At 42.2% G+C, this 24988-nt stretch carries 29 protein-coding genes; 23 read left to right on the plus strand and 6 right to left on the minus strand.

The window, feature by feature from the left end:
- Positions 1-155 precede the first annotated feature (155 nt).
- The 4 genes from ADHAQ_RS0100980 to ADHAQ_RS28790 all read left to right on the plus strand — a co-directional run bounded on the left by ADHAQ_RS0100980 (position 156) and on the right by ADHAQ_RS28790 (position 1130).
- A complete protein-coding gene (locus ADHAQ_RS0100980; protein WP_026461343.1) occupies positions 156-392 on the plus strand; it encodes a hypothetical protein in 237 nt (78 codons plus the stop codon).
- Positions 393-414: 22 nt separating this feature from the next.
- Positions 415-768: a hypothetical protein gene (locus ADHAQ_RS0100985; RefSeq protein ID WP_026461344.1), complete on the plus strand. Its 354-nt coding sequence runs from the start codon at positions 415-417 to the stop codon at positions 766-768.
- A gap of 68 nt (positions 769-836) precedes the next feature.
- Positions 837-965 (plus strand): hypothetical protein, encoded by a 129-nt coding sequence (locus tag ADHAQ_RS28785; protein WP_281172304.1) that lies wholly within the window; start codon positions 837-839, stop codon positions 963-965.
- Positions 966-995: 30 nt separating this feature from the next.
- Positions 996-1130 (plus strand): hypothetical protein, encoded by a 135-nt coding sequence (locus tag ADHAQ_RS28790; RefSeq protein WP_281172305.1) that lies wholly within the window; start codon positions 996-998, stop codon positions 1128-1130.
- An 85-nt stretch (positions 1131-1215) separates the two neighbouring features.
- Here ADHAQ_RS28790 and ADHAQ_RS24100 read toward each other — a convergent pair whose 3' ends face one another.
- Positions 1216-2262: an IS110 family transposase gene (locus tag ADHAQ_RS24100; protein ID WP_051359625.1), complete on the minus strand. Its 1047-nt coding sequence runs from the start codon at positions 2260-2262 to the stop codon at positions 1216-1218.
- Positions 2263-2684: 422 nt separating this feature from the next.
- On the opposite strand from ADHAQ_RS24100, the gene ADHAQ_RS0101000 reads away from it, so the two are divergent.
- From ADHAQ_RS0101000 to ADHAQ_RS0101055, 11 genes are all read left to right on the plus strand, one after another.
- Positions 2685-3080, plus strand: a complete 396-nt coding sequence (locus ADHAQ_RS0101000) for an HYC_CC_PP family protein (RefSeq protein ID WP_026461345.1) — start codon at positions 2685-2687, stop codon at positions 3078-3080.
- Between the two features lie 327 nt (positions 3081-3407).
- Positions 3408-3677 (plus strand): heavy metal-binding domain-containing protein, encoded by a 270-nt coding sequence (locus ADHAQ_RS0101005; RefSeq protein ID WP_026461346.1) that lies wholly within the window; start codon positions 3408-3410, stop codon positions 3675-3677.
- A gap of 53 nt (positions 3678-3730) precedes the next feature.
- A complete protein-coding gene (locus tag ADHAQ_RS28795; protein WP_026461347.1) occupies positions 3731-5011 on the plus strand; it encodes an efflux RND transporter permease subunit in 1281 nt (426 codons plus the stop codon).
- Positions 5004-6896: an efflux RND transporter permease subunit gene (locus tag ADHAQ_RS28800; protein WP_051359626.1), complete on the plus strand. Its 1893-nt coding sequence runs from the start codon at positions 5004-5006 to the stop codon at positions 6894-6896. The genes ADHAQ_RS28795 and ADHAQ_RS28800 overlap by 8 nt, the downstream gene beginning before the upstream one ends.
- Entirely contained in the window at positions 6883-8130 is a 1248-nt protein-coding gene (locus ADHAQ_RS0101020) for a TolC family protein (RefSeq protein WP_026461349.1), read from the plus strand. Before ADHAQ_RS28800 ends, ADHAQ_RS0101020 begins: the two co-directional genes overlap by 14 nt.
- Positions 8108-9457, plus strand: coding sequence for a heavy metal-binding domain-containing protein (locus ADHAQ_RS0101025; protein WP_026461350.1), 1350 nt, complete (start codon positions 8108-8110; stop codon positions 9455-9457). Before ADHAQ_RS0101020 ends, ADHAQ_RS0101025 begins: the two co-directional genes overlap by 23 nt.
- Positions 9454-10677 (plus strand): efflux RND transporter periplasmic adaptor subunit, encoded by a 1224-nt coding sequence (locus tag ADHAQ_RS0101030; protein ID WP_026461351.1) that lies wholly within the window; start codon positions 9454-9456, stop codon positions 10675-10677. Before ADHAQ_RS0101025 ends, ADHAQ_RS0101030 begins: the two co-directional genes overlap by 4 nt.
- Positions 10678-10839: 162 nt before the next feature.
- The gene (locus ADHAQ_RS0101040; protein WP_026461352.1) at positions 10840-11904 is read left to right on the plus strand and encodes a YncE family protein; all 1065 of its coding nucleotides are present in this window, start codon (positions 10840-10842) and stop codon (positions 11902-11904) included.
- Between the two features lie 32 nt (positions 11905-11936).
- A complete protein-coding gene (locus tag ADHAQ_RS0101045; RefSeq protein WP_026461353.1) occupies positions 11937-12632 on the plus strand; it encodes a DUF2231 domain-containing protein in 696 nt (231 codons plus the stop codon).
- Between the two features lie 51 nt (positions 12633-12683).
- Complete coding sequence (locus ADHAQ_RS0101050; RefSeq protein ID WP_034256423.1) at positions 12684-13319, plus strand: DUF2911 domain-containing protein; 636 nt, start codon at positions 12684-12686, stop codon at positions 13317-13319.
- A 32-nt stretch (positions 13320-13351) separates the two neighbouring features.
- Positions 13352-13951 carry a helix-turn-helix domain-containing protein gene (locus ADHAQ_RS0101055; protein ID WP_026461355.1) on the plus strand — a complete coding sequence of 200 codons (600 nt, stop codon included), beginning with the start codon at positions 13352-13354 and terminating at the stop codon, positions 13949-13951.
- A 17-nt stretch (positions 13952-13968) separates the two neighbouring features.
- On the opposite strand, the gene ADHAQ_RS24105 is transcribed toward ADHAQ_RS0101055, so the two are convergent.
- The 5 genes from ADHAQ_RS24105 to ADHAQ_RS0101080 all read right to left on the minus strand — a co-directional run bounded on the left by ADHAQ_RS24105 (position 13969) and on the right by ADHAQ_RS0101080 (position 18456).
- On the minus strand, positions 13969-14766 hold the full coding sequence (locus ADHAQ_RS24105) for a phospholipase D-like domain-containing protein (protein ID WP_034256425.1): 798 nt from the start codon (positions 14764-14766) through the stop codon (positions 13969-13971).
- Positions 14767-14824: 58 nt separating this feature from the next.
- Positions 14825-15658, minus strand: coding sequence for a hypothetical protein (locus ADHAQ_RS0101065; protein WP_026461357.1), 834 nt, complete (start codon positions 15656-15658; stop codon positions 14825-14827).
- Between the two features lie 23 nt (positions 15659-15681).
- Complete coding sequence (locus tag ADHAQ_RS0101070; RefSeq protein ID WP_026461358.1) at positions 15682-16614, minus strand: hypothetical protein; 933 nt, start codon at positions 16612-16614, stop codon at positions 15682-15684.
- Between the two features lie 151 nt (positions 16615-16765).
- Positions 16766-17431, minus strand: coding sequence for a DUF305 domain-containing protein (locus tag ADHAQ_RS24110; protein ID WP_051359628.1), 666 nt, complete (start codon positions 17429-17431; stop codon positions 16766-16768).
- Between the two features lie 257 nt (positions 17432-17688).
- Positions 17689-18456, minus strand: a complete 768-nt coding sequence (locus tag ADHAQ_RS0101080) for a DUF6503 family protein (RefSeq protein ID WP_026461359.1) — start codon at positions 18454-18456, stop codon at positions 17689-17691.
- A 240-nt stretch (positions 18457-18696) separates the two neighbouring features.
- Between ADHAQ_RS0101080 and ADHAQ_RS0101085 the strand changes: the two genes are divergently transcribed.
- The 8 genes from ADHAQ_RS0101085 to ADHAQ_RS26990 all read left to right on the plus strand — a co-directional run bounded on the left by ADHAQ_RS0101085 (position 18697) and on the right by ADHAQ_RS26990 (position 24981).
- Entirely contained in the window at positions 18697-19044 is a 348-nt protein-coding gene (locus ADHAQ_RS0101085; protein ID WP_026461360.1) for a four-helix bundle copper-binding protein, read from the plus strand.
- Between the two features lie 48 nt (positions 19045-19092).
- Positions 19093-19383 carry a DUF6122 family protein gene (locus ADHAQ_RS0101090; RefSeq protein ID WP_026461381.1) on the plus strand — a complete coding sequence of 97 codons (291 nt, stop codon included), beginning with the start codon at positions 19093-19095 and terminating at the stop codon, positions 19381-19383.
- A gap of 20 nt (positions 19384-19403) precedes the next feature.
- A complete protein-coding gene (locus tag ADHAQ_RS0101095; RefSeq protein WP_034256427.1) occupies positions 19404-20045 on the plus strand; it encodes a DUF305 domain-containing protein in 642 nt (213 codons plus the stop codon).
- Positions 20046-20171: 126 nt separating this feature from the next.
- Positions 20172-20384 (plus strand): heavy-metal-associated domain-containing protein, encoded by a 213-nt coding sequence (locus tag ADHAQ_RS0101100; protein WP_026461362.1) that lies wholly within the window; start codon positions 20172-20174, stop codon positions 20382-20384.
- A 191-nt stretch (positions 20385-20575) separates the two neighbouring features.
- Positions 20576-21082 (plus strand): heavy metal-binding domain-containing protein, encoded by a 507-nt coding sequence (locus ADHAQ_RS0101105; protein WP_026461363.1) that lies wholly within the window; start codon positions 20576-20578, stop codon positions 21080-21082.
- Positions 21083-21140: 58 nt separating this feature from the next.
- Positions 21141-21560, plus strand: coding sequence for a hypothetical protein (locus tag ADHAQ_RS0101110; RefSeq protein WP_026461364.1), 420 nt, complete (start codon positions 21141-21143; stop codon positions 21558-21560).
- Between the two features lies 1 nt (position 21561).
- Positions 21562-23664, plus strand: coding sequence for a copper-translocating P-type ATPase (locus ADHAQ_RS0101115; protein WP_026461365.1), 2103 nt, complete (start codon positions 21562-21564; stop codon positions 23662-23664).
- A 243-nt stretch (positions 23665-23907) separates the two neighbouring features.
- On the plus strand, positions 23908-24981 hold the full coding sequence (locus ADHAQ_RS26990) for a DUF2231 domain-containing protein (protein ID WP_051359630.1): 1074 nt from the start codon (positions 23908-23910) through the stop codon (positions 24979-24981).
- The last annotated feature ends 7 nt before the right edge of the window (positions 24982-24988 follow it).

Here is a 24988-nt window from a genome sequence, read left to right on the forward strand (position 1 = left end):
AAGAGGTTAAATAGAGCAGGCAATTAGGTCAACCTAGGACCAAATAAGTATCGTATTATATACATTTTACGTAGATTCGGTATTTAATGGAAGGATGATCAGTAATAGGAATTAAATTTATTCTTTCCAGCTGAAGCTTGTAAATATCGAAACCCATGAAATTATCCGATGAGCCGGTTAAAAAATTTTTAGAATTGCAAAAACAATTACCGGAACTTTTAAAGTCTAATGGTATTAAGCAAGTGTATGTATATAAAGGAATTGGTATGCCAAAACCAACCTGGGAGCGAAAAAGAAGAACGCAAACCTTTTCCATTCCAGAAATGCAAGATATTTGTGACCTGATAAATACAGGTAAAACAAAATTAGAATTAAATGATTCGGGCAGTTAGGTAATTATTTTAGTTAAGAACAATGGATAACAGGTATTTTGACTTCAGCGATCTTCTGGAGCCGGTTGCTGGTCCGCTAACAGTTATTGTATTGGTTGTATTAGTTGTTTTTGCCATAAAACGGAGAAGAAACTTTAACCGCCGTCTTTATAATGCTATAACGCGGCCAACAATAATTTATCAGCAAGCACCTGCTCCTCCACCAGCTCCATTATCCAATCCAATGACCGAATCGTCTGTTATTACGAACGAAGAATTTACAAAATTAACTTGGGAGCAAAAAGAGGAGATGTATAGAAATAGAATTATTCAGTTACGGGATGCCAACCGAAAACTTAGAGCCCTTTTGAAAGAAGCAGGTCTACCTACCGATTAATTTACAATTGCTAAATTATAAATCTTTTTTTCTCTACTGCCCGACTAGCTGCATAAAGCAACTAGCTTGTGGATCGGCCATTTTTCTGGCGGATTCACAAGCGGGTAGAATACAATAGCTTGCCGGCACGTTTTGCGGAGGCAGCGCCGGAGCAAATGGTGTGGGCTTGCGGTAGTTTCAGACTCGTTAGCGGCTAAACCGGCAAATGGCCGGCGCTTTTTTCGCCGGTGTTTTGCCGGTTGGGTGATTGGCTGGGCAATTTATCGGTTGATTTTGGGAAAGGAGCGCAGCGGATTGACTGGGAGCAACGGTTAAATTGCCTTTTTGCGGGAAGGATAGAAGGGGAAAGCCCGGAGCACTAGCGAAGACTTGTACCGGATAGGTACTGTGTTAAAAGTCAAGTTTATTTACAGATATTTTTAGGAAGCAATCACCTACCTGGTGTTGCTATCCTGCGCAGCAAGGGCTTAATGCTCTTGCTGTTTTTTCTTGGGGCAGTGGGGAATAAAACTCCTCTTTTTTATACAAACTATACATGAGCAAAAGTAGTTTTCGCTGCACGGCTACTAATGCTACAATGGGCTTTGCCTTGTTTGGTTTCAGGCGCAGGTAAAATTCCCGCAAGGTTGGGTTCACCCGTATGGCCGTCATCGAAGGCATGTACAAGATGCTACGGATGTGCTTATTGCCCTTCTTACTTATTTTGGTGCTGCCCCTAAAATTACCCGACTCCTTCAGCACTACATCAAAGCCAGCATAACTGGTGAGCTGTTTAGCTGAATTTATCTCATTAAACCCACAGGTTTCTCCCACTACCGTGGCTGCTGAAAGGAATGATACGCCCGGAATGCTTTCCAGGTACCGCATCTTCTGAGCCAGCTTTTCATCTGAGGCTACCAGATCCCGCATTTCCTGCTCCACTTCTTCCAGCTGTTCCTCTAACAGTTTTAAGCGCCTGGCATACCGTTTCACTTCTTTTTTATTGCTATAAGCAGCCGTTTCTACCGCATGCAGCCGGTTATTTTCTACATTCTTTTCTTTAAGCAAAAAAGAGCGTTCCCGGCTTAAGGCTTTTAGCTGCTGGAAAGCTTTATCCGGAGGAGACCAATTAGTAAGCTTGCGTTCACAACCCAACATGGCCAGCATCCGGCTGTCCAAGGCATCCGTTTTAGAGCGCTGATCCAGGCTTTGGGCATACCGTTTTACCCGGCCCGATTGCATTACGCTGACAGTATACCCAGATTGGTGCAGGTACACAGCCAATGCTTCATGGTAAACTCCGGTTGCTTCCATCACTACCACTAGTTTCTCCTTCAGGATGTTAAGTTTGTTTAGCCAGCCGGTTATTTTCTGGAATCCGGAAGAATCATTGGCGACATCACCTTTAAAAATAAATTCCTTTTCCAGGTCTGTTTTTAATGTTCCCAGGCAAATGGCTAAAGTGTCTTTAGCTACATCAATGCCCAGGGCGTGTTTTAATACATCAGCTTCCATAGGTTAATTAGCTTTTAAAACCAGAAACTTTCTCCTCAGCCTTTGCTCGCTTTTGATTCGGCCTCGTTAAATGGACCCAGGTACTGTTCAGGCTCTAAAGAAAGTAGATAGCAGGATGGAATTTCTATCCGACGGCATCATCAACATGTGCCCTGCCTAGTTCACCCTATCCCTGCTATCTGGTTTTTGTTATCAATAATTTATCTATTATTAACCTACGTACAAATCAAAATGCGAACATACGAGCCTGGTTCTATGAACCCGCCAATATTAAAAAACCAACCAAGTTATATAACTTTTAACCAAAATTATATAACAGCAATTTGCTGAATGATTTATACTTTTGTAAGCAAAATTAAAATGTTACACAACTATCTCGAATAGCTAACGTTTTGATACTTAAATAATTTCTAATATTCCGGATGAAACCATTGCAGAAATTTGTTCACCTGTGCCTGATAGTAACCATATTATTGGCTACTATGGGTTTCCGTGTGACGGTATCGCATTGTTTCGGCGAAAAAGGCACATCTATAAGCCTTTTTTCTGACCCATCCTGTTGCTGTAGTAAAGCAGCTAAAGGCTCCAGCAAATCCTGTAATGAAATGTCCTGCGTGATGCAGCGCGGTATTGCATCCCAAACAAATTTTAATTCTTCTACTCAGCAAGTAGCCAAACTGGTTAAAGAACCAGTGTCGTATCCAAGCTTTACGCAAAGTATCCGACCAGCTATCCTGGAGAGAACGCCTCATTTTACCTTGCCACCTCCGGTTTCCGGCAGGTTTATCGGCATTTTACATCAAACTTTTATTATTTAGTGCCCCTTCTTTTTTAGAATCTACAGCTATACTGCGCTGATTCAGCATTCTAAACTGTAAAATTCTAATTATTTCATGCATCAGAAAGGCCTGGCTCCATTAGTCAGTAAGGCTTACGCATTTACTTTAAGCTTCTTTTCTGCTTCCTAAGTCTACGCTTTGTAGATATGAATTAACCCGGATTTTACCTTTCTGTTTTATCATTTTTAGCTTATGGAAGTAACGTCCATAGGCCTATTCTTTACCGGAGGACATCCCACCTTTTGGCTGGGCTATGCTTACGGCTAAAGTTTACATTTAAAAATCATCTATAAAATTCAACACTTTATGAAAGCACTTATTTTAAACATCGGCTTAGCCGTTTTCGGCTTATCCCTTTTTACCGCCTGTAACAGCAGCAGCGAAAAGCAAACTACCACAGAACAAACCGAAGTAAAACAAGAGGCTGCCGGTCTAACTTATACCTGCCCCATGCACCTGGAAGTTGTTAGTGATGAACCGGGGAAATGCCCGAAATGCGGAATGAACCTGGAAGAGAAGAAAGCCGGTGCTGCGCAGGATTCTACCCATGAGCATCAGGAAGGTGACCAGCACTAATTTTTAATTATTCCTCCCGGTTTAAAAGGCCGGGAGGTAATTTATAAGTCGCTATGATAGGCAAACTAATTTCATTTTCTCTCCGCAATCGCATGATTGTGCTGCTGATAGCAGCCGGATTATTTGGTTGGGGGGTATTTTCAGTAAGTACCAATAAGGTTGATGCCATTCCGGATTTATCCGAAAATCAGGTAATTGTTTTTACGGAGTGGATGGGCCGTAGCCCGCAAATCATCGAGGACCAGGTTACCTACCCCTTGGTGACGAACCTGCAAGGCATGCCCCAGGTGAAATATGTGCGGGGCGTATCGATGTTCGGCATGAGTTTCATTTACGTCATTTTTGAAGACAAAACCGATATTTATTGGGCCCGTGAACGGGTACTGGAGCGGCTGAATTATGCCAACCGTTTGCTACCCGAAGGCGCAATTCCTACGCTGGGCCCGGATGGTACGGGGGTAGGGCATATTTTATGGTACACCTTGGATGCGCCGGGTATGGACTTGGGCGAGCAACGCGCCATCCAGGATTGGTATGTTAAATTCTCACTCCAGAATGTGGCCGGTGTAAGTGAAATTGCATCATTCGGGGGCTTTCAGAAACAATACCAAGTTACATTGGACCCTAATAAACTAAATTATTATAACCTGTCGGTTCCGGAGGTAATGGCCGCCGTGCGAGCCAATAACAATGAAAGTGGTGGACGCAAATTTGAAATGAGCGATATCGGGTACATTATTAAAACAACTGGCTATCTCAAATCCACGGAAGAAATAGAAAATATTCCCATTGTAACCCAGAATACTATTCCTATAAAAATTAGTGATGTGGCCACCGTGCAAATGACTGGTGAAAGCCGCTTAGGCATATTTGATATAAATGGCGAGGGAGAAGCGGTAGGAGGTATTGTGGTGATGCGCTACGGCGAAAATGCCGCGGAAGTCATCGCCAATGTTAAAACCAAAATGGAAGAAGTTTCGGCAGGGTTACCTAAAGGTGTGAAGTTTAACATTGTGTATGACCGCAGCGGCCTGATTAACGATTCGGTAAACTCCGTGAAAGCCACACTGATTGAAGAAATGATAGTGGCTTCGGTTATTGTGTTTATTTTCCTATTCCACTGGCGCAGCGCTTTAATTATCATTATTCAACTACCGCTCTCGGTTGCCATTGGCTTTATTCTGCTCAATGCCTTTGACATCTCCTCCAATATTATGTCGCTGACGGGTATCGCCCTATCGATTGGGGTAATAGTAGATGATGCCATTGTGATGGTAGAGAACGCTTACCGGCATTTGGCAGAAGCCCAACATAAAGAAGAAAATCATGGATAAGGAAACGCGTCTGTCAATTATAGAAAAATCCTCCAAACAGGTTGGTCCCAGCGTGTTTTGGAGTACCATTATTATTATTACTTCGTTTTTACCGGTATTCCTGCTCACCGGGCAGGAAGGCCGGTTATTCAGCCCGTTGGCCTGGACAAAAACATTTATCCTGATTGTGGATGCTTTTGTGGCCATAACTGTTACGCCGGTATTGCTTTCCTTTTTCCTGAAAGGCAAGTTCAAACCTGAAAGCAGTAATCCTATTAACCGGGGTCTGGAGAAAGTTTATAGCCCGATTTTACGTTGGTGCCTGAATTGGCGAAAAACAACTATTGGCTTAAATGTATTGGCCTTATTAATTGCCATACCCATGCTGCTGCGCTTAGGCTCGGAGTTTATGCCGCCTTTGGATGAAAGTTCAATATTATTTATGCCGGTTACCCTGCCGGATATATCCAACGCCGAAGCCAAACGGATTCTGCAAGTGCAGGACAAAATCATTAAATCGGTTCCGGAAGTAGCTCAGGTACTCGGCAAAGCCGGTCGGGCCAGTACGGCAACGGATAATTCGCCTATCAGCATGATTGAAACCATTATTCAGCTGAAACCGGAATCCGAATGGCGGGAAGGCATGACTAAGGCCAAAATTATAGCGGAGCTAGACCAAAAACTGCAAATCCCAGGGGTTATTAATGGCTGGACCCAGCCGATTATTAACCGGATTAATATGCTGGCTACCGGCATCCGGACGGATGTAGGGGTAAAGGTGTATGGGCAAAGCCTGGATTCTATCGCAACTGTTTCCCAACGGGTACGCAATGCTTTACAGGCCATTCCGGGCGTAAAGGATTTATACATCGAGCCGGTAACCGGCGGTAAATATCTGGAGATTCAAACCAAAAGGGATGAATTAGGCCGCTACGGCTTATCAGTAAATGATGTAAATAGTGTTGTAGAATCAGCGCTGGGTGGCATGTCGATTGGAAATACCATTGAAGGCCGGCAACGGTTTTCCATCAACGTACGTCTGGCCCAGGAGTATCGCAATAGCCTCGACCGCATCCGCCGGATACCGCTTAAAACAAGCGCTGCCGGAACTGTTCCGCTTTCTGCGGTGGCCGATGTGCGCTTTGTGGATGGCCCCCCTATGATTGCTTCGGAGAATGCCCAGTTGCGGGGAGCTGTTTTATTTAACGTGCGTGACCGGGATTTAGGCAGTACTGTACAGGAAGCCATTCAAAAATTAAACGCGGAATTAACAAACTTACCTAATGGCTACCGCCTGGAGTGGAGCGGGCAATGGGAAAATCAAATCCGGGCAAATCAGACCTTGAAATTTATCATTCCGCTGGTACTGGTTATTATATTTCTGATTTTATACTTCTCCTTTGGTTCCTTCAAAGAAGCCCTGTTGAATTTGGTAACCATTCCTTTTGCTATGATAGGCGGAGTTTTTATTGTCTACTTCTATGGTATCAACTTATCCGTGGCCGTGGCCGTGGGCTTTATTGCCTTGTTTGGCTTGGCAGTAGAAACGGCTATGGTGATGGTGGTGTACCTGAATGAAGCTATGGACCAACTGGTAGCTGATAAAGGAAACTCCAGCCAGACCATTACGAAGCAGGATATACGGGAATATGTATTTATGGGGGCGGCCAAGCGGCTGCGGCCTAAAGTAATGACGGTATCGGTCTCACTCTTTGGCTTAATTCCGGTGCTTTGGGCAACCGGTGTAGGTACCGATGTAATGCTCCCGATTGTGCTTCCCCTGATTGGCGGGGTTTTTACATCTTCTATCCATATTTTATTAGTCACGCCGGTAGTATTTGAAATGACCAAAGAGCATGAGTTGAAGAAACACGGCAAAATTGAAATTTACGATGTTAAACATTAGAATATATATAACAGGCTTGCTCTGGGTACTGGCTTTGGCAGCCAATGCGCAAACCCCGGTGGTTTCCCTGGATAGTGTATTAAACCGGATTGCACGGAATAACCCCATGCTGCAGGAGTTTGATTACCGGGCCAAAGCTCAAAACGCCATGGCCGCCGGTGCGAAGAGCCAAATGGCTCCCATGGTAGGAGCGGGGGTATTTATGTACCCTTATCCGGGCCAGATGATAATGGAGGAGCGCGACAAAGGCATGATTATGACGGCAGTGGAGCAAGATATAACTAATCCGGCGAAGCTTCGCGCACGGGAGAAATACCAGCTTTCCAAAGCCGCTATTGAAGAAGCAGGAAAAGCAAATACCTATAACCAGCTACGTGCCCAGGCGAAAACGGCTTATTACCAGATGGTCGTTCTGGAAAAGAAAAAAGCGGTATTGTTAGAAAGCCAGCGCATTATGCAGTTTATGTTTAAACTTTCCAAAGTGCGCTATCCTTATAACCAAAGTACCCTGGGTAGCATTTACAAAGCCGAAGGGCGGTTGGGAGAAGTAGAAAACATGTTACTGATGAACGAAAGTGAAATCGGCATGAAAAATATTCAGCTTAACATGCTGATGAATCTACCAAAAGACAACCGCTTCTCGGTTGATACCCTGGTAAAAATTCCGCAGCCTATCGCTTTAACAGATACGGCAACCATCAGCACTTTTAGAAGTGATGTGCGGCAACTGGACCGCACCATTGAATCCATGCGGCTTAACCTCCGCCTGGAGAATCTGCAACGCCGGCCGGATTTTAGCATTCGCCTGGAAAACATGATGCCCCGCGACCGGATGATGCCGCAGGTATTTACGGCGATGGGCATGGTTTCCATTCCGATTGCGCCATGGTCATCTCGTATGTATAAATCTAATATTAGGGCCATGAACCTGGAAATCGCCGGCATGCAGAAAGGGCGCGAAAATCTTTTAAACGAAGCCCAGGGCATGATAAGAAGCATGGCATTGGAACTGCAAACCAAGCAAACCCAGGTAAAGAACTACGAAACCAAAATCATCCCGGCCCTGCGCCGCAATTACGAAACAACCATGCTCAGCTATGAACAAAACACCGGTCAATTACCACTGGTAATTGATGCCTGGGAAGCCCTGAACATGGCCCAAATGGAATACCTCAACAACCTGGAGCAATTGTACCTGATTGGCGTGAATTATGAGAAAGAACTGGAAAAATAAGCTAATAGGATTACTCGTCTGGTTCGTACCCTTCACCTTTTCGGCGTGTCAGGATAAACATGGCCAGTCGGGGGAAGTGGCCGAAGCAGCCAAAGACCTGGAATATACGTGCCCGATGCACCCGCAAATTGTGCGGAATGAACCTGGCTCATGCCCGATTTGCGGTATGAACCTGGTAGCGAAGCAAACCGCTGATGCTCCGGCACCGGCAGTTTCTTCGGACTTAAATTACCTGCTGCAGCCGGCAAACCAAACCGTAGTCTCCCGAATAAAAACTACGCAACCGGTACAAAAACAAGTTACAAGTGAAATCACCATGAGTGGTATTGTGACTTATGATACCCGTCGGCAGTTCATCATACCTGCCCGTTATGGCGGACGCATTGAAAAACTATATGTACAATTTAACTACCAGCCAGTTCGGAAGGGGCAAAAGCTGTACGATATCTACAGTCCGGAACTGGTAACAGCACAAAAAGAATTATTGTACCTGGTTAAAAATGACCCTACCAATACCACCTTGATAAACGGAGCTAAACAAAAATTACAATTGTTAGGGGCTACGTCCGGTCAGGTAAACCAATTAATCCGGACGGGGCGGGAAACCTATACCTTTTCGGTTTTCAGTCCTTATACCGGTTATGTTCTGGACCCGGCAGTAACTGCGGCTCCTGTTCCGGCAGCCGCTCCGGCTGCTTCGGCTTCGGGAGGTGATGGTATGAACGGCATGGGAGGTACAGGTGGCTCAACGGGGCAAAGCAACGGGATTGCTTCAACTGCCCCTGGCAATGGTTTTGCTATTCGAGAGGGCATGTACGTTACTACCGGGCAAGCTTTATTAAAGGTAATTGATGCCACCCAGGTATGGGCACAATTTAATGTAGCCAGTAACCAGGCCGGTCAATTAAAAACCGGAACACCGATTGCCGTCACTTTTAACCAATCACCGGCGGAAAGTGTGTCTTCCCAGGTATTATTAATCGAACCGGTTTATGAAGCCGGGGAAAATTTCGCACGGGTACGGGCTTCTTTACCTTCCCAAAATAAATCTACCTTAATCGGCCAGCTAATTACCGGTAAAGCTACCTACAGTACCGGTACTGCTCTTTGGGCTCCCAAAGAAGCCGTGCTGGATTTAGGTACGCAATCGGTGGCTTTTCTGAAAATAAAGGGAGCTTTTAAACCTATATCGGTACAGGTGGGCGGTAGGGCTGACGGCTTGGTAGAAATTGTTTCGGGATTAAAGAATCAGGATGTAATTGCTGCGAATGCCCAGTTTCTGATAGATAGTGAAAGTTTCATTCGGGTAGCGGAAAATAACAGATGAAAAAAAGAATAAAAATATTGAGTGTTTGGCTCTTAGCGTTGCTGGTGGTGGCCTGCACGAACAAAGATAAACATGAGCATAACGATGCAGCAGGAACAGCCGCTTCGTCTACCACCTATACCTGCCCCATGCATCCCCAGATTGTTGAGAGCGCACCCGGTTCCTGCCCGATTTGCGGCATGGACCTGGTACCGGTAAAAAAACAAACGGCTGCGGAAAAGAATGCAGGTAGCGTCATGCTCAGCGAAACGCAAATAAAATTAGGGAATATAACTACTCGCCCGGTTCAGATGGAGCAGGTAGGAAGTAATACTATTCTGACAGGCCGATTGGCCATAGACCAAACCCAGGCCGACTTAATCAGCAGCCGCGCTGCCGGTCGTATTGAAAGGCTCTATATTAAGGAAACCGGACGGTCCATCCGGAAAGGTCAACCACTTTATGATTTGTACAGTGAATCGCTGCTTACGCTGGAACAGGAATATCTATTAGCCTTAGACCAGGTAAAAGCTTTCCCGCAGGAAAGGCAATTTGCCTCTATTCTGGATGCGGCCAAAAGGAAATTGTTACTGATGGGCCTATCAGCAGCACAGATTAACCGGGTAGCCCGTACCCGCCGTTTAGATGCGCGCATCACGTTCCTGGCTCCGGCTTCCGGAATTGTAACCGAAATAGCCGCTGCCGAAGGGGTATATGTGGCCGAAGGAAGTTTGCTTTACCGGCTAACACGCTTTAATTCCATTTGGGTAGAGGCAGAATTATATACCCAGGAAGCGGGCAATTTAAAAGTTGGGATGCCTATCGAGGTAACGGTGGCAGGCCAGCCGAATCCAATTAAAACGACCGTAACATTTATTAACCCAGAATTCCGGCAAAACAGCCAGGTAGTCGTGGCGCGGGCTAAACTGCCCAATCCCCAGGGAAGATTAATTCCCGGTACCCAGGCAACCATCAACCTCCCGGCTCAAACAAACCAGGCCTTAGCGTTGCCCCTCGATGCGGTAATCCGGGATGCCCGTGGCGCGCACGTTTGGGTAAAAACCGGCAAGAATACCTTTAATTCCAAAATGGTTAAGCTGGGGGCAGAAAGTGCAGACCAGGTGGCGATTACCAGCGGATTGAACCCCAAGGATACGGTGGTAGTAACCGGAGCTTATTTACTCTACAGCGAATATGTTTTAAAAAACGGGTCTGACCAAATGGCGGGCCATAACCATTAAAAAGCAAATGAAATCCTGTTGTCAAACTGAACCACCTAAGCCCAATAGGCCTTACCTGCGGATTGCCTGGTATGCCTTGTTAGCCGGCCTGATTGGATTTGTACTGGTGCAGCAGCTTAGTCAATAATATTTAATTTAAAGATAGAAGTCATGTTATACAAAATGCAGAAAATACTTATTGTAGCCTTGGTCATTCTTGGCTTTACGGCTTGTAACTTCCATACCGAGGCCGATATGGACGACATGGATGATATGGGCGATAAGGAGGAAATGAATATCAATTATCCGGCTGCCTATGTAGTAAACGGTGAATCCAACAATATTGAAGTCATTAATTTAAATGACGTGACCCAAAAGGTACAGATGTCATTAAATGGGGCCATGTTTCCCCACCATATTAATTTAAGCCCGGACCAATCCAAATTAGCTGTGGCCATTACGAGCACTGATTTAAGTGCCGGTCATGACATGGGCGGATCCGGAGGCATGAAAGGCTTTAAAGTAATGGTGCTGAATAGTTATACCGGTAAAATAGAAAAGGAAATTATGTTGCCGAAAATGCCGCATAATGGGGTATTTAATACTAACGGTTCAGAATTATGGATTGCCCAGGAAGATGAAAACCAAAGCCAGGTATTGGTATATAACACCGGCAACTGGAACCTAAAAAACACGATTCAGGTCGGTAAAGGCCTGTCCGAAGTAACCTTTGCGCAGGACGGCACCAAAGTATTTGCCGCCAATACCATGGATGCCACAGTTTCTATCATTGACCCAACTACCAAAGCAGTTTTAAAAACGGTGCCGGTTGGCAAGGACCCGGTAGGGGCGTGGCCAGCCGCCAATGGCTATGTGTACGCCGATAATGAAACAGACCAAACGGTAACCGAAATAGCCGTGGCCAGCGGCAATGTTACCGAAACGATTACCCTGGGATTTAAGCCCGGTTATGTGGCTTATCATCCGGGCCAGCAAGAACTGTGGGTAAGTGATGCTACGAACGGGAAAATAGCTTATTACAAAGAAAATAATGGCCAGTGGACATTGCAAGGCAGCATTACTACCGGAGCCGATGCCCACGCCATTGCCTTCTCAAAAGATGGTGCTACGGCTTATGTTACGAATCAGGGAGCCGGAACGGTTTCGGTGATTAAAGTAGCTGACCATGCTGTTACGACTACTATTCCGGTAGGCAAAAAACCGAATGGCTTGGTTATCCGGCAATAATATTTAATCATATTTCTAACCTTCTCTCTCTAATGAAAACCTCTAAAAATCTGGTCTATTTCTTGACCTTATTGTTTTTAACATTTTTGGTCAGCCCGACTGGAGCTTGGGCACATGGCAAAGAAAAGCATAAGAAAAAAGCCAATGCTACCGTAACCGCTGATACCGTTAAGCAGGAAACGAAGCCAGCGGGTGATACGGCTGTTTTACAAAATGTAACGCCGGCTGAGCATGCCGGGCATGAAGCCAATCCGGCCAAAGTACACGCGGCCATGGCGGACTTCCCGCACATTCATCCCTTGATTGTTCACTTCCCGATAATGCTGCTGATGATTGCGGCGGCGATGCAATTCGTGAATATTTTATTTCAGAAGAAAGAACTGAACTGGGCGGTAACTATTATGGTGCTGGTAGGCTTTATAACTGCTTATGCTTCTTCTCATTGGTCCCACCCCCACACGTCGGGGCTTTCTGCTCATGCCGAACTGGTATTGGAACAGCACGATAAATACGCGGAGTATACCATTTATTTATCCGGCCTGGGGCTTGTTGCCCAATTGTTAAGCTTATTTGTTTTCCGGGGCAAGCGATGGAGCATTGCTGTAGCGGCAGTAATCCTGATTGGCGCGGGCTATGCCGTCAGCATGGCCGGCCATTATGGTGCGCAATTGGTGCACATTGAAGGCGTGGGCCCGCAAGGGAAATACCTGGAAAAACATGCGCATTAATACTATCTCTTTTCGATAAAATTTTAAATCAAAAACAATCAATTAACAATTATGAAACGAAGATTAAAATTTCTTTTTACGTTTTCCGCTTTGGGTTTCGCTCTGTTATCTAATAGCCAGAACACCTTTGCGCAAGTACAGCCAACTCAGGAAAAAAAGAATACTGCTGCTGCACCTGCTAATGGGGCAACAGACAAAGCCATAGTGATTAAGGAGCAAACAGATGCTGATAACTTAAAAGGCAGCTTAAAAGCGGTAGAGACCGGGAAAATAGGTAAAGTTAACCTGGTCATAAATTATCACTCACCGGCTGTACGCAAACGGATAATTTGGAACGGATTAGTGGCCTTCGGGCAGGTATGGGTTACCGGCGCACATTCAGCTACAACCCTCGAAACAAACGGTACCCTAAAAATAGGTGGGAAAGCAATACCCGCTGGTAAATATGCCCTCTTCACAATACCGGGAGAAAAAGAATGGGTAGTTATTCTGAACAAAAACTGGGAGCAACATCTGGCCGATGAATATGCCCAGAAAGATGATATCATCCGGGTTACGGTTAAACCACAAAAAACGGATAAGCTCCAGGAGCGTCTGCGTTACGTGGTTAAATCAACAGGAGCTAATAAAGGAACCCTTGAAATTCAATGGGAAAAGTTGCGCATTCCGGTTCCGATTACCCTATAAACCAATTTTTTAGTAATTCACTTTTCTTCCTAATGGACCAACAAGACACTGCAAACCGGGCTACCATACATATCAAAAATATGGTATGCCCGCGCTGCATCCGTATTATAAAGGAACAATTTTCCCGGCTGGAGCTACCCGTTTTAGAGGTGCAATTAGGATATGTAGAATTAGCGCGGCCTTTGGAACCGGAAGAAAAGGAAAATGTAAAGGAAGTGCTGGAAGATTATGGCTTTGAGTTACTGGAAGACCGGAAATTGAAATTAGTTGAACAAATTAAAACGCTATTGATTGACTTAATTCACTATACAGAAGAAAAAGTAAAGACCAATTATTCTACCTATTTAGGGCAGGCCATTGGGAAAGATTACAGTACCCTTAGCCATGCCTTTTCTTCCGTAGAAAACATGACCATTGAGCGGTACATTATCCTGCAAAAGATTGAATACATAAAAGCGCAGTTGGATTATGAAGAGCTTTCGTTGGGCGAAATAGCAGCTCGTTTGCATTATAGTAGTTTAAGCCATCTATCTAAGCAATTTAAAGCCATTACTGGCTATACGCCTTCAGAATATAAAAAGCAGGCCATTCGGGACAGGTTGCCGTTAGATATGTTGAAAAAGGCAGAATAGAAGTATAAATATAATTTTTAAGTGGTTAATCTTCGGTACTCCTCTGAAAATCGTGAGGCTTGGTCAGGGTCCCTTTCAATGGTTATATTCTCATCATTTCTAAACTCTGCATTATTTGTCCAATTATATGAGCCCGTAATTACCATTTGATTGTCTATTACACAAAATTTGTCATGCATCAATCCGCCTCTCTGGCCTCGTTTGATTAATTTACTTGGTAAAAGAGCAATATCTACACCATGCTTTTTATTAACTCCATCATCATAAATGGCTATTTGAACGTCAATTCCTGAATTATACTTTTCAATTAATTTATCCAATAGTGTTTGGTTAGTAAACCATGCCATCAATACCCGAATTGATACTCGTGCTAAGTCAAGTGCCGCAAGAATTTGATTTTGGATATCCTGAAAATGGGCTTCATTAATTACTGGCTGCCTTTTGTCAATAATTCCACCTTGAATATAATAAATGCCATTATTTTCTAAAATACCAAACTTTTCAGGTTGGATTAGTTCATTAATTTTGCTAGCAATCGTTGATTTATCATTGGCTGCATTTATTATATGCTCTAATAATAGTCGCACTTCATGTTTGCCTGAAAGCTCTAATAGTCTTGTTTCAACATACTGTTTTCTCGAAGGGCGCTGTCCATTAGCTTTTTTTATATCTGGCAAACCTAGTTCATCATAAATGTCTCTACTTCCAAATGAGTTAAACAACTTAACCAATTCTGGTCCTTTTCTATAAGGAGGATATTCATCTCCAGTAATAAATTGCACTAAATTTTGGATACAGTAATGAGATAAAGTCATAATTTAGAAATGCTTAAGGAATGATACTATTAGATAGGCTAAATTTGTTTTAAAACCTTCAAGTATTAGTTATAAGTGTATTTATTATTTTCCAAATCATTGGGGATGTATTGTTTTCTCTACTAATTACCATTTTCAAGCCCTTTCTTTTCAAGTCAAGTTCATAATTCCAAGGATTTATTATATTAGGTCTCGGATTGAATTGATTAATTGGGTATAATCCTTCTATTGCTTTTAGATTTATTTTATTCTCTGGAATAACCTTAAACTTATATTGAGTTAACCCAATTTCACAAACAGTCCAGAACGAACTATCTTCTAACTGAAAAATTGGAATTTGGGTATTTTCGGTATTTTTATATGCAAACAAATCTATTACTATCTCATTTTTTTTTAAATTTCTAAAAGTTTCCAATGGCACTGTTTCTCCTTGGGCAAGTATATCCTTACTAATCTTTTCTAAATCCAAATCATAACCTTCAATAAATAATTTGGATTTATTTTCCACAATTCCATTTAACATATTAAAAAAGACAGTCAATTCATCTAGCTCATTCAGAAGTTTAGTCTGCAAATTCTCATCGCAAAATTCTACTGTTCTTTCCCACCAATATGAATGAGCAAGAAAATCTCTCTTCTCGTGGAATTTATCAATAAAATCTAATTCTGATTCTGAAAAACAACGGATTTCCTTGATTTCCCTTTTTAACTGCCCAAAGGTCATTGATGATTTTTCATATAGAAATTCATCATATCGCGTTTTAGTTATCCCAAATTTTTGCTGATTAAAAAGTAATATAGACAATATCCCTTTTTCTATAACTTGAGCTAAATACATTGCCCTCCCATAATAAGCAAAGATTTCTCTAACTATATAATCTTGTTCATCCATTTTAATACTTACTAAATAACTCGTTATTCTTCTTCATTATAACAAGACAAGCATAAATCCTCAATATTATCACTATTTATAACATTACCTTTACATGATTTGCATTTACAATCCTTTCGTTCAATACTATATTCTTTACCACAAATTAAACAGTCAAGTATTGTAGAATCTGGTGTATTAGGTTTTAAAAATCCCCACTTTGGTTTTGGTCCATTATGTTCATGCTTGTTGAGCCAATATGTACATTCAGGACACAAATATCTTCTGGCTTTTATATCATAGTTTAAAAATTTGTTAATTTGACCTTTTGTTAGTGAAGCTTCAACAAAATTTAATATTCGATAAAAATATGCACCTTCAACATCAGCATCCCAATAACCAAACGTTGGCTCCGATGTAAACATTTCACGAAAAAGCCCAACCCATCTATCCTTAGAGTAGAATTCAGACAAAAAGAAAAGAGTTTTCTCTACTACATATTTATAATCTAAAGTTTCTACACCAGTGCTATGCACTAATTTATTTCTTTTTAATCGTAGTTCTTCAAATTGTTTGACAAAATCACCCAGATTAAGTTGTAAAGGATTAATAGCACAAAAAACACTTAATAAATTTTCTCCTGAAATTGTCTGCATCTCATCAAAATTCTTATCTTTTTTTTCGGGCAGTGATGGCCAGTCCGTTCTATTATTCTCAATAAGTAATAAGGCGCTTTGTTCAGTTATTTTTCCTTTCATAAGGTATTCAATACCTTGAAAAAGCACAATTAATGATGTTCTGACTGTAATAGTATTATGTGTCCAAAATATTTCTTCCGTTACCTCATCATTGATACTATCTTCTTCTACAATTTCTGCATATCGATTACCCACTTTATATAGCATTTCGAAGGCTTTTGAAATGCATTGTAACCCTACTTTCTCAAAATCTAAGTGAGTTGGAATATCTTTTATCATAATAATTTACAATTTCTAAATAGTTACCATTAATGTTTAAAGCATGAATATAAGCGAATTAACATGGTTTAAAAGAACAATATTAGGGAAAACAAAAAAGACTCTTAATCAAGAGTCTTTTTCCAATTGTAATAAGCTAAAAATTAACAAACTATTCTGGATGCTCCTGCAACCAAGTATCTAACATTTGTTTCTCCTTTTGCTGGTCAGCTATAATCTTTTGGGCCATCGCCTTTAGTTCCGGTACTTTGGCATTTGGTAAATAGGCCTTAGCCATATCAATACCACTTTGGTGGTGCATGCCCATTAAGCTGGCAAAATGGTGGTCGGTGGTGCCTTTCATATTGTGGTCCATTCCGGCCATGGCTCCGTCCATGGAACGCATCAGCTTCATAGAAGTCGCCGTATCACCGGCAGCGGGTTGGTGGCTATCGGTAAACTTTTTCAGTTGGTCAATCTCTTCTTTTTGAGCACTTAAAGTTTTCTTAGCCATATTTACCAGCATGGTATCCCGGCCATTATCAACCTGTTCCTGGGCCATATCCAAGGCACCTTCGTGGTGGGTAGCCATCATCATGGCAAAATCATGGTCTGCATCGCCGGTCATTTTCATACCGTGCATCTTGGTCATATTTTCGTGCATCAGGTCCATCATTTCATTAGAACCTCCAGCTGCCATGTCCATTCCGGAATGGTCTTCTTTTTCAGCAGTAGTTGCCGTTTCAGTTTTATCAGAATTTTGGCTACAGGCGTTAAATAACAGGGTTATACCACAAGCCCACGCGGCCCACTTTACATTCAATAGCATCTTTTTCATAGTTCAGGTTTGGTTCGTTAATATTTTATTTTTACTATATTTTATCAAGTAAATAAAATATACGCCCTTAAAATCTAGTAGTTATAAGTGTCACCCCATTAAAACTAGGAAGAATAAGAATAAAAATTTAAAAAAGTGCTTTGGTTAACTTAAAACCGGTTTTATATATAATAACAGCTAACCTGCCTATTTAATAAACCCAGGCTATCAGCAAAATTATGACAACCTTTTCAGGTAATGTATAACTTATTATATCCCTAAAGTGCCTTAACCTGGATATTTTTCAGTTCAATGCGCGAGAGCTCTTTCAGTTTTCCGGATTCAAATTCCTTTTCTATTTCCCAGAAATCAATTTTCCCAACCGGTTCAAAATTGATATAATCCTGAAATAATATACCCCCTATTTGTTGTGGGTTAATGGCTTGCCGGAAACGGATACCGCCGCCATCGGTTTGGTAGGTATAGGCAAAATAATCAAGGACATAGGTTTTTTGATTGATGTAGTATAGAAATTCATCCTGGAAATCGGTTCCGCCACCTTCCTGTTTAAAGGTAACTTTAACTTTGTGATAGGGGACATTCTTAATAGTAGCGCTACCTAAATATTCTTTAGTAACAGCCGGGTCATTTAACCCGAAGGGCAGTAGGGCAAAATAAATCACTGAATTAACCGAGGCACTAAACGCTTTTACGCGCTCTGCCGGCAAGTCTTTTACCTGGCCATTAATGGTGCGGGTAAAACTGGAGTTGGTTAATACATCTTTTACCTGGCCCGTGGTATCTGAAAAGGAGCGGGTATAGGTATAAACGCCATCCCGCCGAATAGATTCGTAATGCTTATCCCGGAAATCAAAAGCGACTTGCAATTGCAAAAATTTATCTCCGCCATGAGCTGCAATTGCTTTGTCTACTATTACCTGTGGGTCATTTGCTTTAGAACCTGAACCCGTATTTTGTTCCGTTTTTTTGGAATTACAACTTACCAAAAATGATAAAAATATTAGAAAACTTACCAGAACGCGCATAGAATTTATTTAGGGTAGCTCTGCTTAAAACTGAATAATTTTTAAGCTGTTTATTACTTTAAAAGTAATGAAGTAAGCCTAATCTGTCAAAAATACCATCTGGTTAACCCAAAAGATATAACTCTTATCAGAAATTGTATAAAACGAGATAGTCGTATTTAAGGTAAAACTACTAAAGTCTTAGTTTATCAAATTATCTTGACTAACAAGCATTTATGTTTCACCTAAATATTACTTATTATGCATAATAACTCCCAGTATAAACCAATTATTGATGCTTTGGTAGCCTGCGCCGCCGAATGTGAGCATTGTGCTACAGCCTGTCTACAGGAAGATGATGTAAAAATGATGGTGCGGTGTATTCAGTTAGACCGGGATTGCTCTGCTATTTGCCGGACCACTGCGGATGCCCTGGCACGCAATTCTGATAATGCTAAAGTGTTCTTAGAAGCTTGTGCCACAATATGCGCCGCCTGCGGAGCAGAATGCGAAAAACATGCGGCTCATTCAGACCATTGCCGGGCTTGTGCCGAAGCTTGCCGCCGGTGCGAAGAAGCCTGCCGTTCTTTAATTGGCCAAATATATTAATCTAAAATGCCCACCTGCTTTTATTATTCATTTATAAAGTAGAAGTACATGATTCATATTTTTCTGCATGTACTAGTACCAGCCGGGATAGCTTATCTTTTTTATCGTGATAATTGGCTAAAAGTATGGGCAATAATGGCAGGTGGGATAATCTTAGATGTGGACCATTTATTTGCCGTTCCGATGTATGACCCTGGCCGGTGCAGCATTGGTTTCCATTTTTTACATACTTATCCCGCTATTGCGGTTTACATCATTTTGCTTTTCATCCCCAAAGTTCGAATTATCGCCTGGGGGTTTCTTATACATATGGCGTTAGATTATATCGCCTGTTTATAAAATTTTTAAAATACATTCCAATGAAAAACCTATTAACCTTTCGCCCCTGGGCAATATTGCTTTTTGTCAGTTTAATTTTACCTTCTTGTATGAAAGAAGAAGGGTTGGAATTACAACCCCATGATGACAATAAAATGATGTCTATCATGCACGCCATGATGGATGAAATGCATAAAATGTCGATGACCGATGACCCGGATGTAGCTTTTGCTAAAATGATGATTATGCACCATCAGGGAGCTATTAACATGGCCAATGAAGAATTAAATTCCGGAGACGATGCTACCATTAAGGGAATAGCTACCAAAATAAAAGCAGACCAGCAAAAAGAAATTCAGGATTTACAGGCGTTTATCACGTCTTATCAGCCGGACCAGCCCACAAGCAGTAAGTTTAATATGGAGCTCATGGATTCGATGGAAAAATCCAGTAGACAAAGCGATTTACAAATTATAACTGGTGACACTGACCATGATTTTTCCCAGTTAATGATTGTACATCATCAGTCAGCTATTGAGAATGCTTATGCCGTTTTAGAACATGGCACCAGCCCCACGATTAAAACAATGGCCCACATGATGATTGATGCGCAAGTGTCTGAAATTAAGCAATTGCAGGAATGGCTTTTAGCTAATAAACCAGAAGGCATGAGTGGCCATTAGTAGCTTAATTGAAAAATTTTATAACTCTTTTATAAAATTATATCACAGCTAACTTTTAGAAAGCGAGTATTTTTACATCAGAGAATAAATTTCTGTTTAGTATAAAATAACTTATTAATCTAAATTATGGAAACCTTAAAATTTAAGACAAATATTAAATGCGGCGGTTGCGTAGCTACAGTTACCCCTTTTTTAAACGGAGAAAAAAGCGTTGAGAAATGGCAGGTAGATACCAATAATCCGGACAAGATTTTAACAGTAGAGGGAAGCGCGGTAAATGAAGAAGAAGTAATTGAAAGTGTTGAAAAAGCCGGGTTTAAAATAGAGCCGCTTCAATAATAATGGTAAAGGATAATCAAATGATTATCCTTTTTTTTTAACTCAAAATACTGACCGAACATAATAATTACAATCATATATCTTAGTGATAGGTATCATTCTTAATTAATTGGAGGCCGGGTAATCTTGCTAGTGTATTTGCCACGGAGGCAAGGCTATCAAAAATATAGAACCTATAAAATCCAATTAAAATGAAAAAGCTTATTTTATTCTTATTTCTTATTGCTACCACAATAATTTCCGAAGCCCAAACGGCTAAAGTTCCTAAAACGAAAAACGAAAAAGCAGATAAAAAAGAAGTGATGTTTTTCTGCCCGGTGCATCCGGATGAAAAAAGCAATAAAGAAGGTAAATGCAGCAAATGTGGCAAAACCCTGGTTAAAGAAACCAGTCAAAATTATAAAGGTCATCCAACAGTAGAATTTAAAACGATTTACAGTTGCCCGATGCACCCAGGGGAAATACATGCAGCTGGCGGCGCTTGTTCAATATGCAAAATGGCCCTGATGCAAGTACCGGTAAAAAATTATAAAGGTCATGATATTGGCACAGAAGGCGTATTTATTTGCCCGGACCATGCCCAGGTTGCCAATGCAAAAATGGGTTCTTGCCCCGTGTGTAAAAAACCTTTAGTTAAAAAATATCTAGCACCAGAAGAAAATAACCCTAAAAATTATAAAGGCCACCCCAAGGTATAAACAAAGAAAAATTAACAGGGCGCAGCCTTCCTAAAATAACACTTCAAAATTATACCTAATGAACTTTAAACCTCTTTCAGCCGCTCTTTTGGCCTTAGCAGGAATATTACTTATCGGTACCGGACTATATTTTATTTTCCTGCGCCCTGCATTATTACCGGAAGATTTAAAGTTTATAGGTACAACTAGCCAAAACGTAAAAGATAATTTACCTAGTCTGTTATTATGGCTGCCAAAGTTGTTTTGGGTAATGGGCGGGTATATCTTAACAACGGGGGTATTAGTTCTTTATATTTCGCATACATCCTTTCGTAATAGGGAGCAACATGCCTTTACCATAACCGTAATGGCTGGTTTTACTTCTATTGGCCTGATGACCATGGTAAATTTTTTAATAAATTCTGACTTTAAGTGGATTTTATTAGTTTTTACCTTGCCCTGGGCAATGGCATTAATATTATACCAAAAGCACAAATAACATGGAGCATCATCATGGCCATCATGGCAAAGCAGTAAATCCGAAGGACGTTGCTGAACTAAAAGACCAGTTAACTGAGAAAACTCTTCACGGGCATGACCACGCAATGCCGTCTGGTGGGGATCAGCCGCCGGCTCATGGGGAACATGGCCACGACCACCATGCCATGATGATTGATGATTTCCGGAAAAGGTTCTGGATTTCGCTCTTGTTATCGCTGCCGGTAATTGTTATAAGCCCGATGGTTCAGGATATTTTAGGGTACCGCCTGGATATACCTTATAACATGTACATTGCCTTTGTGCTGTCCTCCATTATCTTTTTTTACGGCGGATGGCCTTTTCTTACCGGCTTAAAAGATGAACTAAAGAAAGGGTCGCCGGGTATGATGACCTTAATTGCAATTGCAATATCGGTAGCCTATCTCTATAGTACCGCCATTGTTTTCGGTTTAGAGGGTATGGATTTCTTCTGGGAACTGGCCACCCTGATTGTCATAATGTTACTGGGCCATTGGATAGAAATGAAATCTGTTTTAGGCGCTTCCCGTGCCCTGGAATTACTGGTTAGCCTTATGCCTGCCGAAGCCCACGTTATACAGGATGGGGAAACCGTAAACATCCGGATTGATGCGCTGCAGAAAAATGACCTGATACTGGTAAAGCCGGGCGAGAAAGTACCGGCGGACGGTCTTATTGAAGAAGGAGAGAGTTACATCAATGAGAGTATGCTCACCGGTGAAAGTAAACCGGTGCAAAAAATAAAAGACAGCAAAGTTATTGGGGGTTCTATCAATGGCAACGGTTCTTTAAAAATCCGGGTGCAGGGAACCGGTGAAGACAGCTACCTGAATAAAGTAATTAACCTGGTGCAGGAAGCCCAAAAAACCAAATCTGACACCCAGCATTTAGCCGATAAAGCAGCCCGTTGGCTCACGTATGTGGCCTTAATTGCCGGATTTGCTACGTTTGGGGTTTGGCTCTTATTAGGGGCTGAACTTAGTTTTGCCTTAGAGCGCATGGTAACGGTAATGGTTATTTCCTGCCCGCATGCTTTGGGTTTGGCCGTCCCGTTGGTAGTGGCCATTTCTACCGCCATCTCCGCAAAAAATGGGCTGTTAATCCGTAACCGGACGGCGTTTGAGAATTCGCGTAAAATCACCACTATTATTTTCGATAAAACCGGTACTTTAACGCAAGGCTCTCACCAATTAGCCCGCATTATTTCCTTTCTACCGGCCTATCCGGAAAAAGAATTATTGCGCCTGGCTGCCGGCGTAGAGCAGAACTCGGAACATTATATTTCCCAGGGTATTTTAAAGCGGGTAAAAGCAGATAATATTATTATCCCTACCGCCGAAAACTTTAACTATCTGCCTGGTAAAGGTCTGGAAGGAACGGTAGAAGGAAAATCTGTGAAAGTAGTGGGCCCAAATTATATTTCTGAATTTGGCATCCAGGTACCAAAAAGTGATGCGGAAGAAGGGGTAGATACAGTTGTTTACATTCTGATAGATAATGCAGTGGCCGGATTTATAAGCCTGAAAGACCAGATTCGGCCGGAATCGGCGGAAGCGATTGCTATTCTGAAAAACAACGGCATAAAAAACCTGTTATTAACCGGCGACAATGACCGGGTGGCTAAAAGTGTGAGTGATGCCCTAAAAATGGATGGCTTTCTGGCCAATGTTTTACCCCATCAGAAGCAGGAAAAAATAAAAGAGTTACAGGCGAAGGGAGAATTTGTAGCCATGACCGGCGATGGGGTAAACGATGCCCCGGCCTTAGCCCAGGCGGATGTTGGCATTGCCGTGGGCTCCGGTACCGATGTTGCCGCCGAAACGGCTGATATTATCCTGGTAAACAGCAATCCCAAAGATATAGCATCCTTAATCCTTTTTGGCAAAGCCACTTACCGCAAAATGATTCAAAATATTATATGGGCTACCGCTTATAATGTGATTTCGTTACCGTTAGCGGCGGGGGTTTTATACAATCAAGGCATTATGGTATCTCCGGCAATTGGCGCAGCTCTAATGAGTATGAGTACCGTTATTGTAGCCCTGAATGCCCAACTTTTACGGAAGCAATTAAATCATAATTAACCCAAGTTAATTTAATAAGGGAGAAGACTCTTTGATAGTTATTATTAATCTCTCCCTTAATTATTGGTCTCCTAAGGCAACCTTACAAATCTTATCTGTAATTATACAAAACTGTTTAAATAAAAACGAGTAAAGGAAGGCACCATATAATTGTAGGAATCTTTTACCGTACAAGATATTCAAAAAGGGAGGAATAAGGAAAGTTGACTATGGTTATATAGTGTAAGGTATAACCATTATAATATGTTCTCCGAGTTTCCCAATTTACACCCATTGGTGGTGCACTTTCCCATTGTACTGATCTTATTAGGCGCTGCTTTACAGAGCTTATTGGTGTTTAAAGATTGGCAACAGGTCCGCTGGGGTTGCTTAATTATTCTGGGCGGCGGATTCTTAGGCGCTTTATTGGCCAGTACCATCTTTCATGCCATGCCGAGCGGGTTATCTCCCCAGGCTACCGAAGTTTTTTATGAGCACGAAAAGTATTCCAGTTACACACTTTGGTTATCCGGCATCACTTTCTTGTTAAAAGGCATAGGCGAATTTTTTAAAATTTTCCGTCGCTCCTATGAAATCCTGGTTTTTGGTTTTGCTCTTGTGGCAGCTATATTTTTATCGCTGGCCGGACACCGGGGGGCCCAATTAGTATACGTGGAAGGGGTAGGCCCGAAAGGTAACCTGTTAATGAAGGGCGATCACCACCACGGCGGCAGTGTAAGTAAAAGGGAAGAAATGCCGCAGCAGAAGCATGCGGAAGGAGGCCATTCGCCCGAAATAGTCCCGGATGCAAAGGCCAGGCATGAACCTGGGGCGGGTATGGAAGAAAACCATACCCAGCCGATGGAGCAAATGGCACACGACGAGCCAGCCACTAATAACGTCCCGATGCCGGCTGGTACTATGCCCGGCAAGTCCGGCTCCAGCAATCCTCCCCGAAAAACAAATGCCCCCAAAGAAATGGACATGGCCCGTATGAATCATAGCAATATGCCGGGCATGGAAACGCCGACCAGGAAAAAGAGTACTGCCAATCCGAAGCAGAATATGCCGGGCATGAATCACCAGCAAATGATTCAAAGACCTTCCCCGAATCAAGCCATGGACCATGGAAACATGCCTGGCATGAACCAAAGTCCCAAAACCCCGATTACAAACCAACAGATGCAAAATAGTCCGGAAACTGGCAATAAGCCCGGTATGGATCATAACAATATGAATACCAAAACCGATATGAACGGGCGGCCCCTGATTGATGCGACCAAGCCCTATGATAACAATCCCGGTCGGGAAGCAATAAAGCGCAAACCAAATCCTTAGGTTTCAT

It is taken from the genome of Adhaeribacter aquaticus DSM 16391 (assembly GCF_000473365.1).
Taxonomy (GTDB): Bacteria; Bacteroidota; Bacteroidia; order Cytophagales; family Hymenobacteraceae; genus Adhaeribacter; species Adhaeribacter aquaticus.

Bases quoted from the DNA above. Each gene is read 5' to 3' on its own strand.
- ADHAQ_RS0100980 (WP_026461343.1), top strand. From the start codon at position 156: ATGAAATTATCCGATGAGCCGGTTAAAAAATTTTTAGAATTGCAAAAA.
- ADHAQ_RS0100985 (WP_026461344.1), top strand. From the start codon at position 415: ATGGATAACAGGTATTTTGACTTCAGCGATCTTCTGGAGCCGGTTGCT.
- ADHAQ_RS24100 (WP_051359625.1), bottom strand. From the start codon at position 2,262: ATGGAAGCTGATGTATTAAAACACGCCCTGGGCATTGATGTAGCTAAA.
- ADHAQ_RS0101000 (WP_026461345.1), top strand. From the start codon at position 2,685: ATGAAACCATTGCAGAAATTTGTTCACCTGTGCCTGATAGTAACCATA.
- ADHAQ_RS0101005 (WP_026461346.1), top strand. From the start codon at position 3,408: ATGAAAGCACTTATTTTAAACATCGGCTTAGCCGTTTTCGGCTTATCC.
- ADHAQ_RS28795 (WP_026461347.1), top strand. From the start codon at position 3,731: ATGATAGGCAAACTAATTTCATTTTCTCTCCGCAATCGCATGATTGTG.
- ADHAQ_RS28800 (WP_051359626.1), top strand. From the start codon at position 5,004: ATGGATAAGGAAACGCGTCTGTCAATTATAGAAAAATCCTCCAAACAG.
- ADHAQ_RS0101020 (WP_026461349.1), top strand. From the start codon at position 6,883: ATGTTAAACATTAGAATATATATAACAGGCTTGCTCTGGGTACTGGCT.
- ADHAQ_RS0101025 (WP_026461350.1), top strand. From the start codon at position 8,108: ATGAGAAAGAACTGGAAAAATAAGCTAATAGGATTACTCGTCTGGTTC.
- ADHAQ_RS0101030 (WP_026461351.1), top strand. From the start codon at position 9,454: ATGAAAAAAAGAATAAAAATATTGAGTGTTTGGCTCTTAGCGTTGCTG.
- ADHAQ_RS0101040 (WP_026461352.1), top strand. From the start codon at position 10,840: ATGCAGAAAATACTTATTGTAGCCTTGGTCATTCTTGGCTTTACGGCT.
- ADHAQ_RS0101045 (WP_026461353.1), top strand. From the start codon at position 11,937: ATGAAAACCTCTAAAAATCTGGTCTATTTCTTGACCTTATTGTTTTTA.
- ADHAQ_RS0101050 (WP_034256423.1), top strand. From the start codon at position 12,684: ATGAAACGAAGATTAAAATTTCTTTTTACGTTTTCCGCTTTGGGTTTC.
- ADHAQ_RS0101055 (WP_026461355.1), top strand. From the start codon at position 13,352: ATGGACCAACAAGACACTGCAAACCGGGCTACCATACATATCAAAAAT.
- ADHAQ_RS24105 (WP_034256425.1), bottom strand. From the start codon at position 14,766: ATGACTTTATCTCATTACTGTATCCAAAATTTAGTGCAATTTATTACT.
- ADHAQ_RS0101065 (WP_026461357.1), bottom strand. From the start codon at position 15,658: ATGGATGAACAAGATTATATAGTTAGAGAAATCTTTGCTTATTATGGG.
- ADHAQ_RS0101070 (WP_026461358.1), bottom strand. From the start codon at position 16,614: ATGATAAAAGATATTCCAACTCACTTAGATTTTGAGAAAGTAGGGTTA.
- ADHAQ_RS24110 (WP_051359628.1), bottom strand. From the start codon at position 17,431: ATGAAAAAGATGCTATTGAATGTAAAGTGGGCCGCGTGGGCTTGTGGT.
- ADHAQ_RS0101080 (WP_026461359.1), bottom strand. From the start codon at position 18,456: ATGCGCGTTCTGGTAAGTTTTCTAATATTTTTATCATTTTTGGTAAGT.
- ADHAQ_RS0101085 (WP_026461360.1), top strand. From the start codon at position 18,697: ATGCATAATAACTCCCAGTATAAACCAATTATTGATGCTTTGGTAGCC.
- ADHAQ_RS0101090 (WP_026461381.1), top strand. From the start codon at position 19,093: ATGATTCATATTTTTCTGCATGTACTAGTACCAGCCGGGATAGCTTAT.
- ADHAQ_RS0101095 (WP_034256427.1), top strand. From the start codon at position 19,404: ATGAAAAACCTATTAACCTTTCGCCCCTGGGCAATATTGCTTTTTGTC.
- ADHAQ_RS0101100 (WP_026461362.1), top strand. From the start codon at position 20,172: ATGGAAACCTTAAAATTTAAGACAAATATTAAATGCGGCGGTTGCGTA.
- ADHAQ_RS0101105 (WP_026461363.1), top strand. From the start codon at position 20,576: ATGAAAAAGCTTATTTTATTCTTATTTCTTATTGCTACCACAATAATT.
- ADHAQ_RS0101110 (WP_026461364.1), top strand. From the start codon at position 21,141: ATGAACTTTAAACCTCTTTCAGCCGCTCTTTTGGCCTTAGCAGGAATA.
- ADHAQ_RS0101115 (WP_026461365.1), top strand. From the start codon at position 21,562: ATGGAGCATCATCATGGCCATCATGGCAAAGCAGTAAATCCGAAGGAC.
- ADHAQ_RS26990 (WP_051359630.1), top strand. From the start codon at position 23,908: ATGTTCTCCGAGTTTCCCAATTTACACCCATTGGTGGTGCACTTTCCC.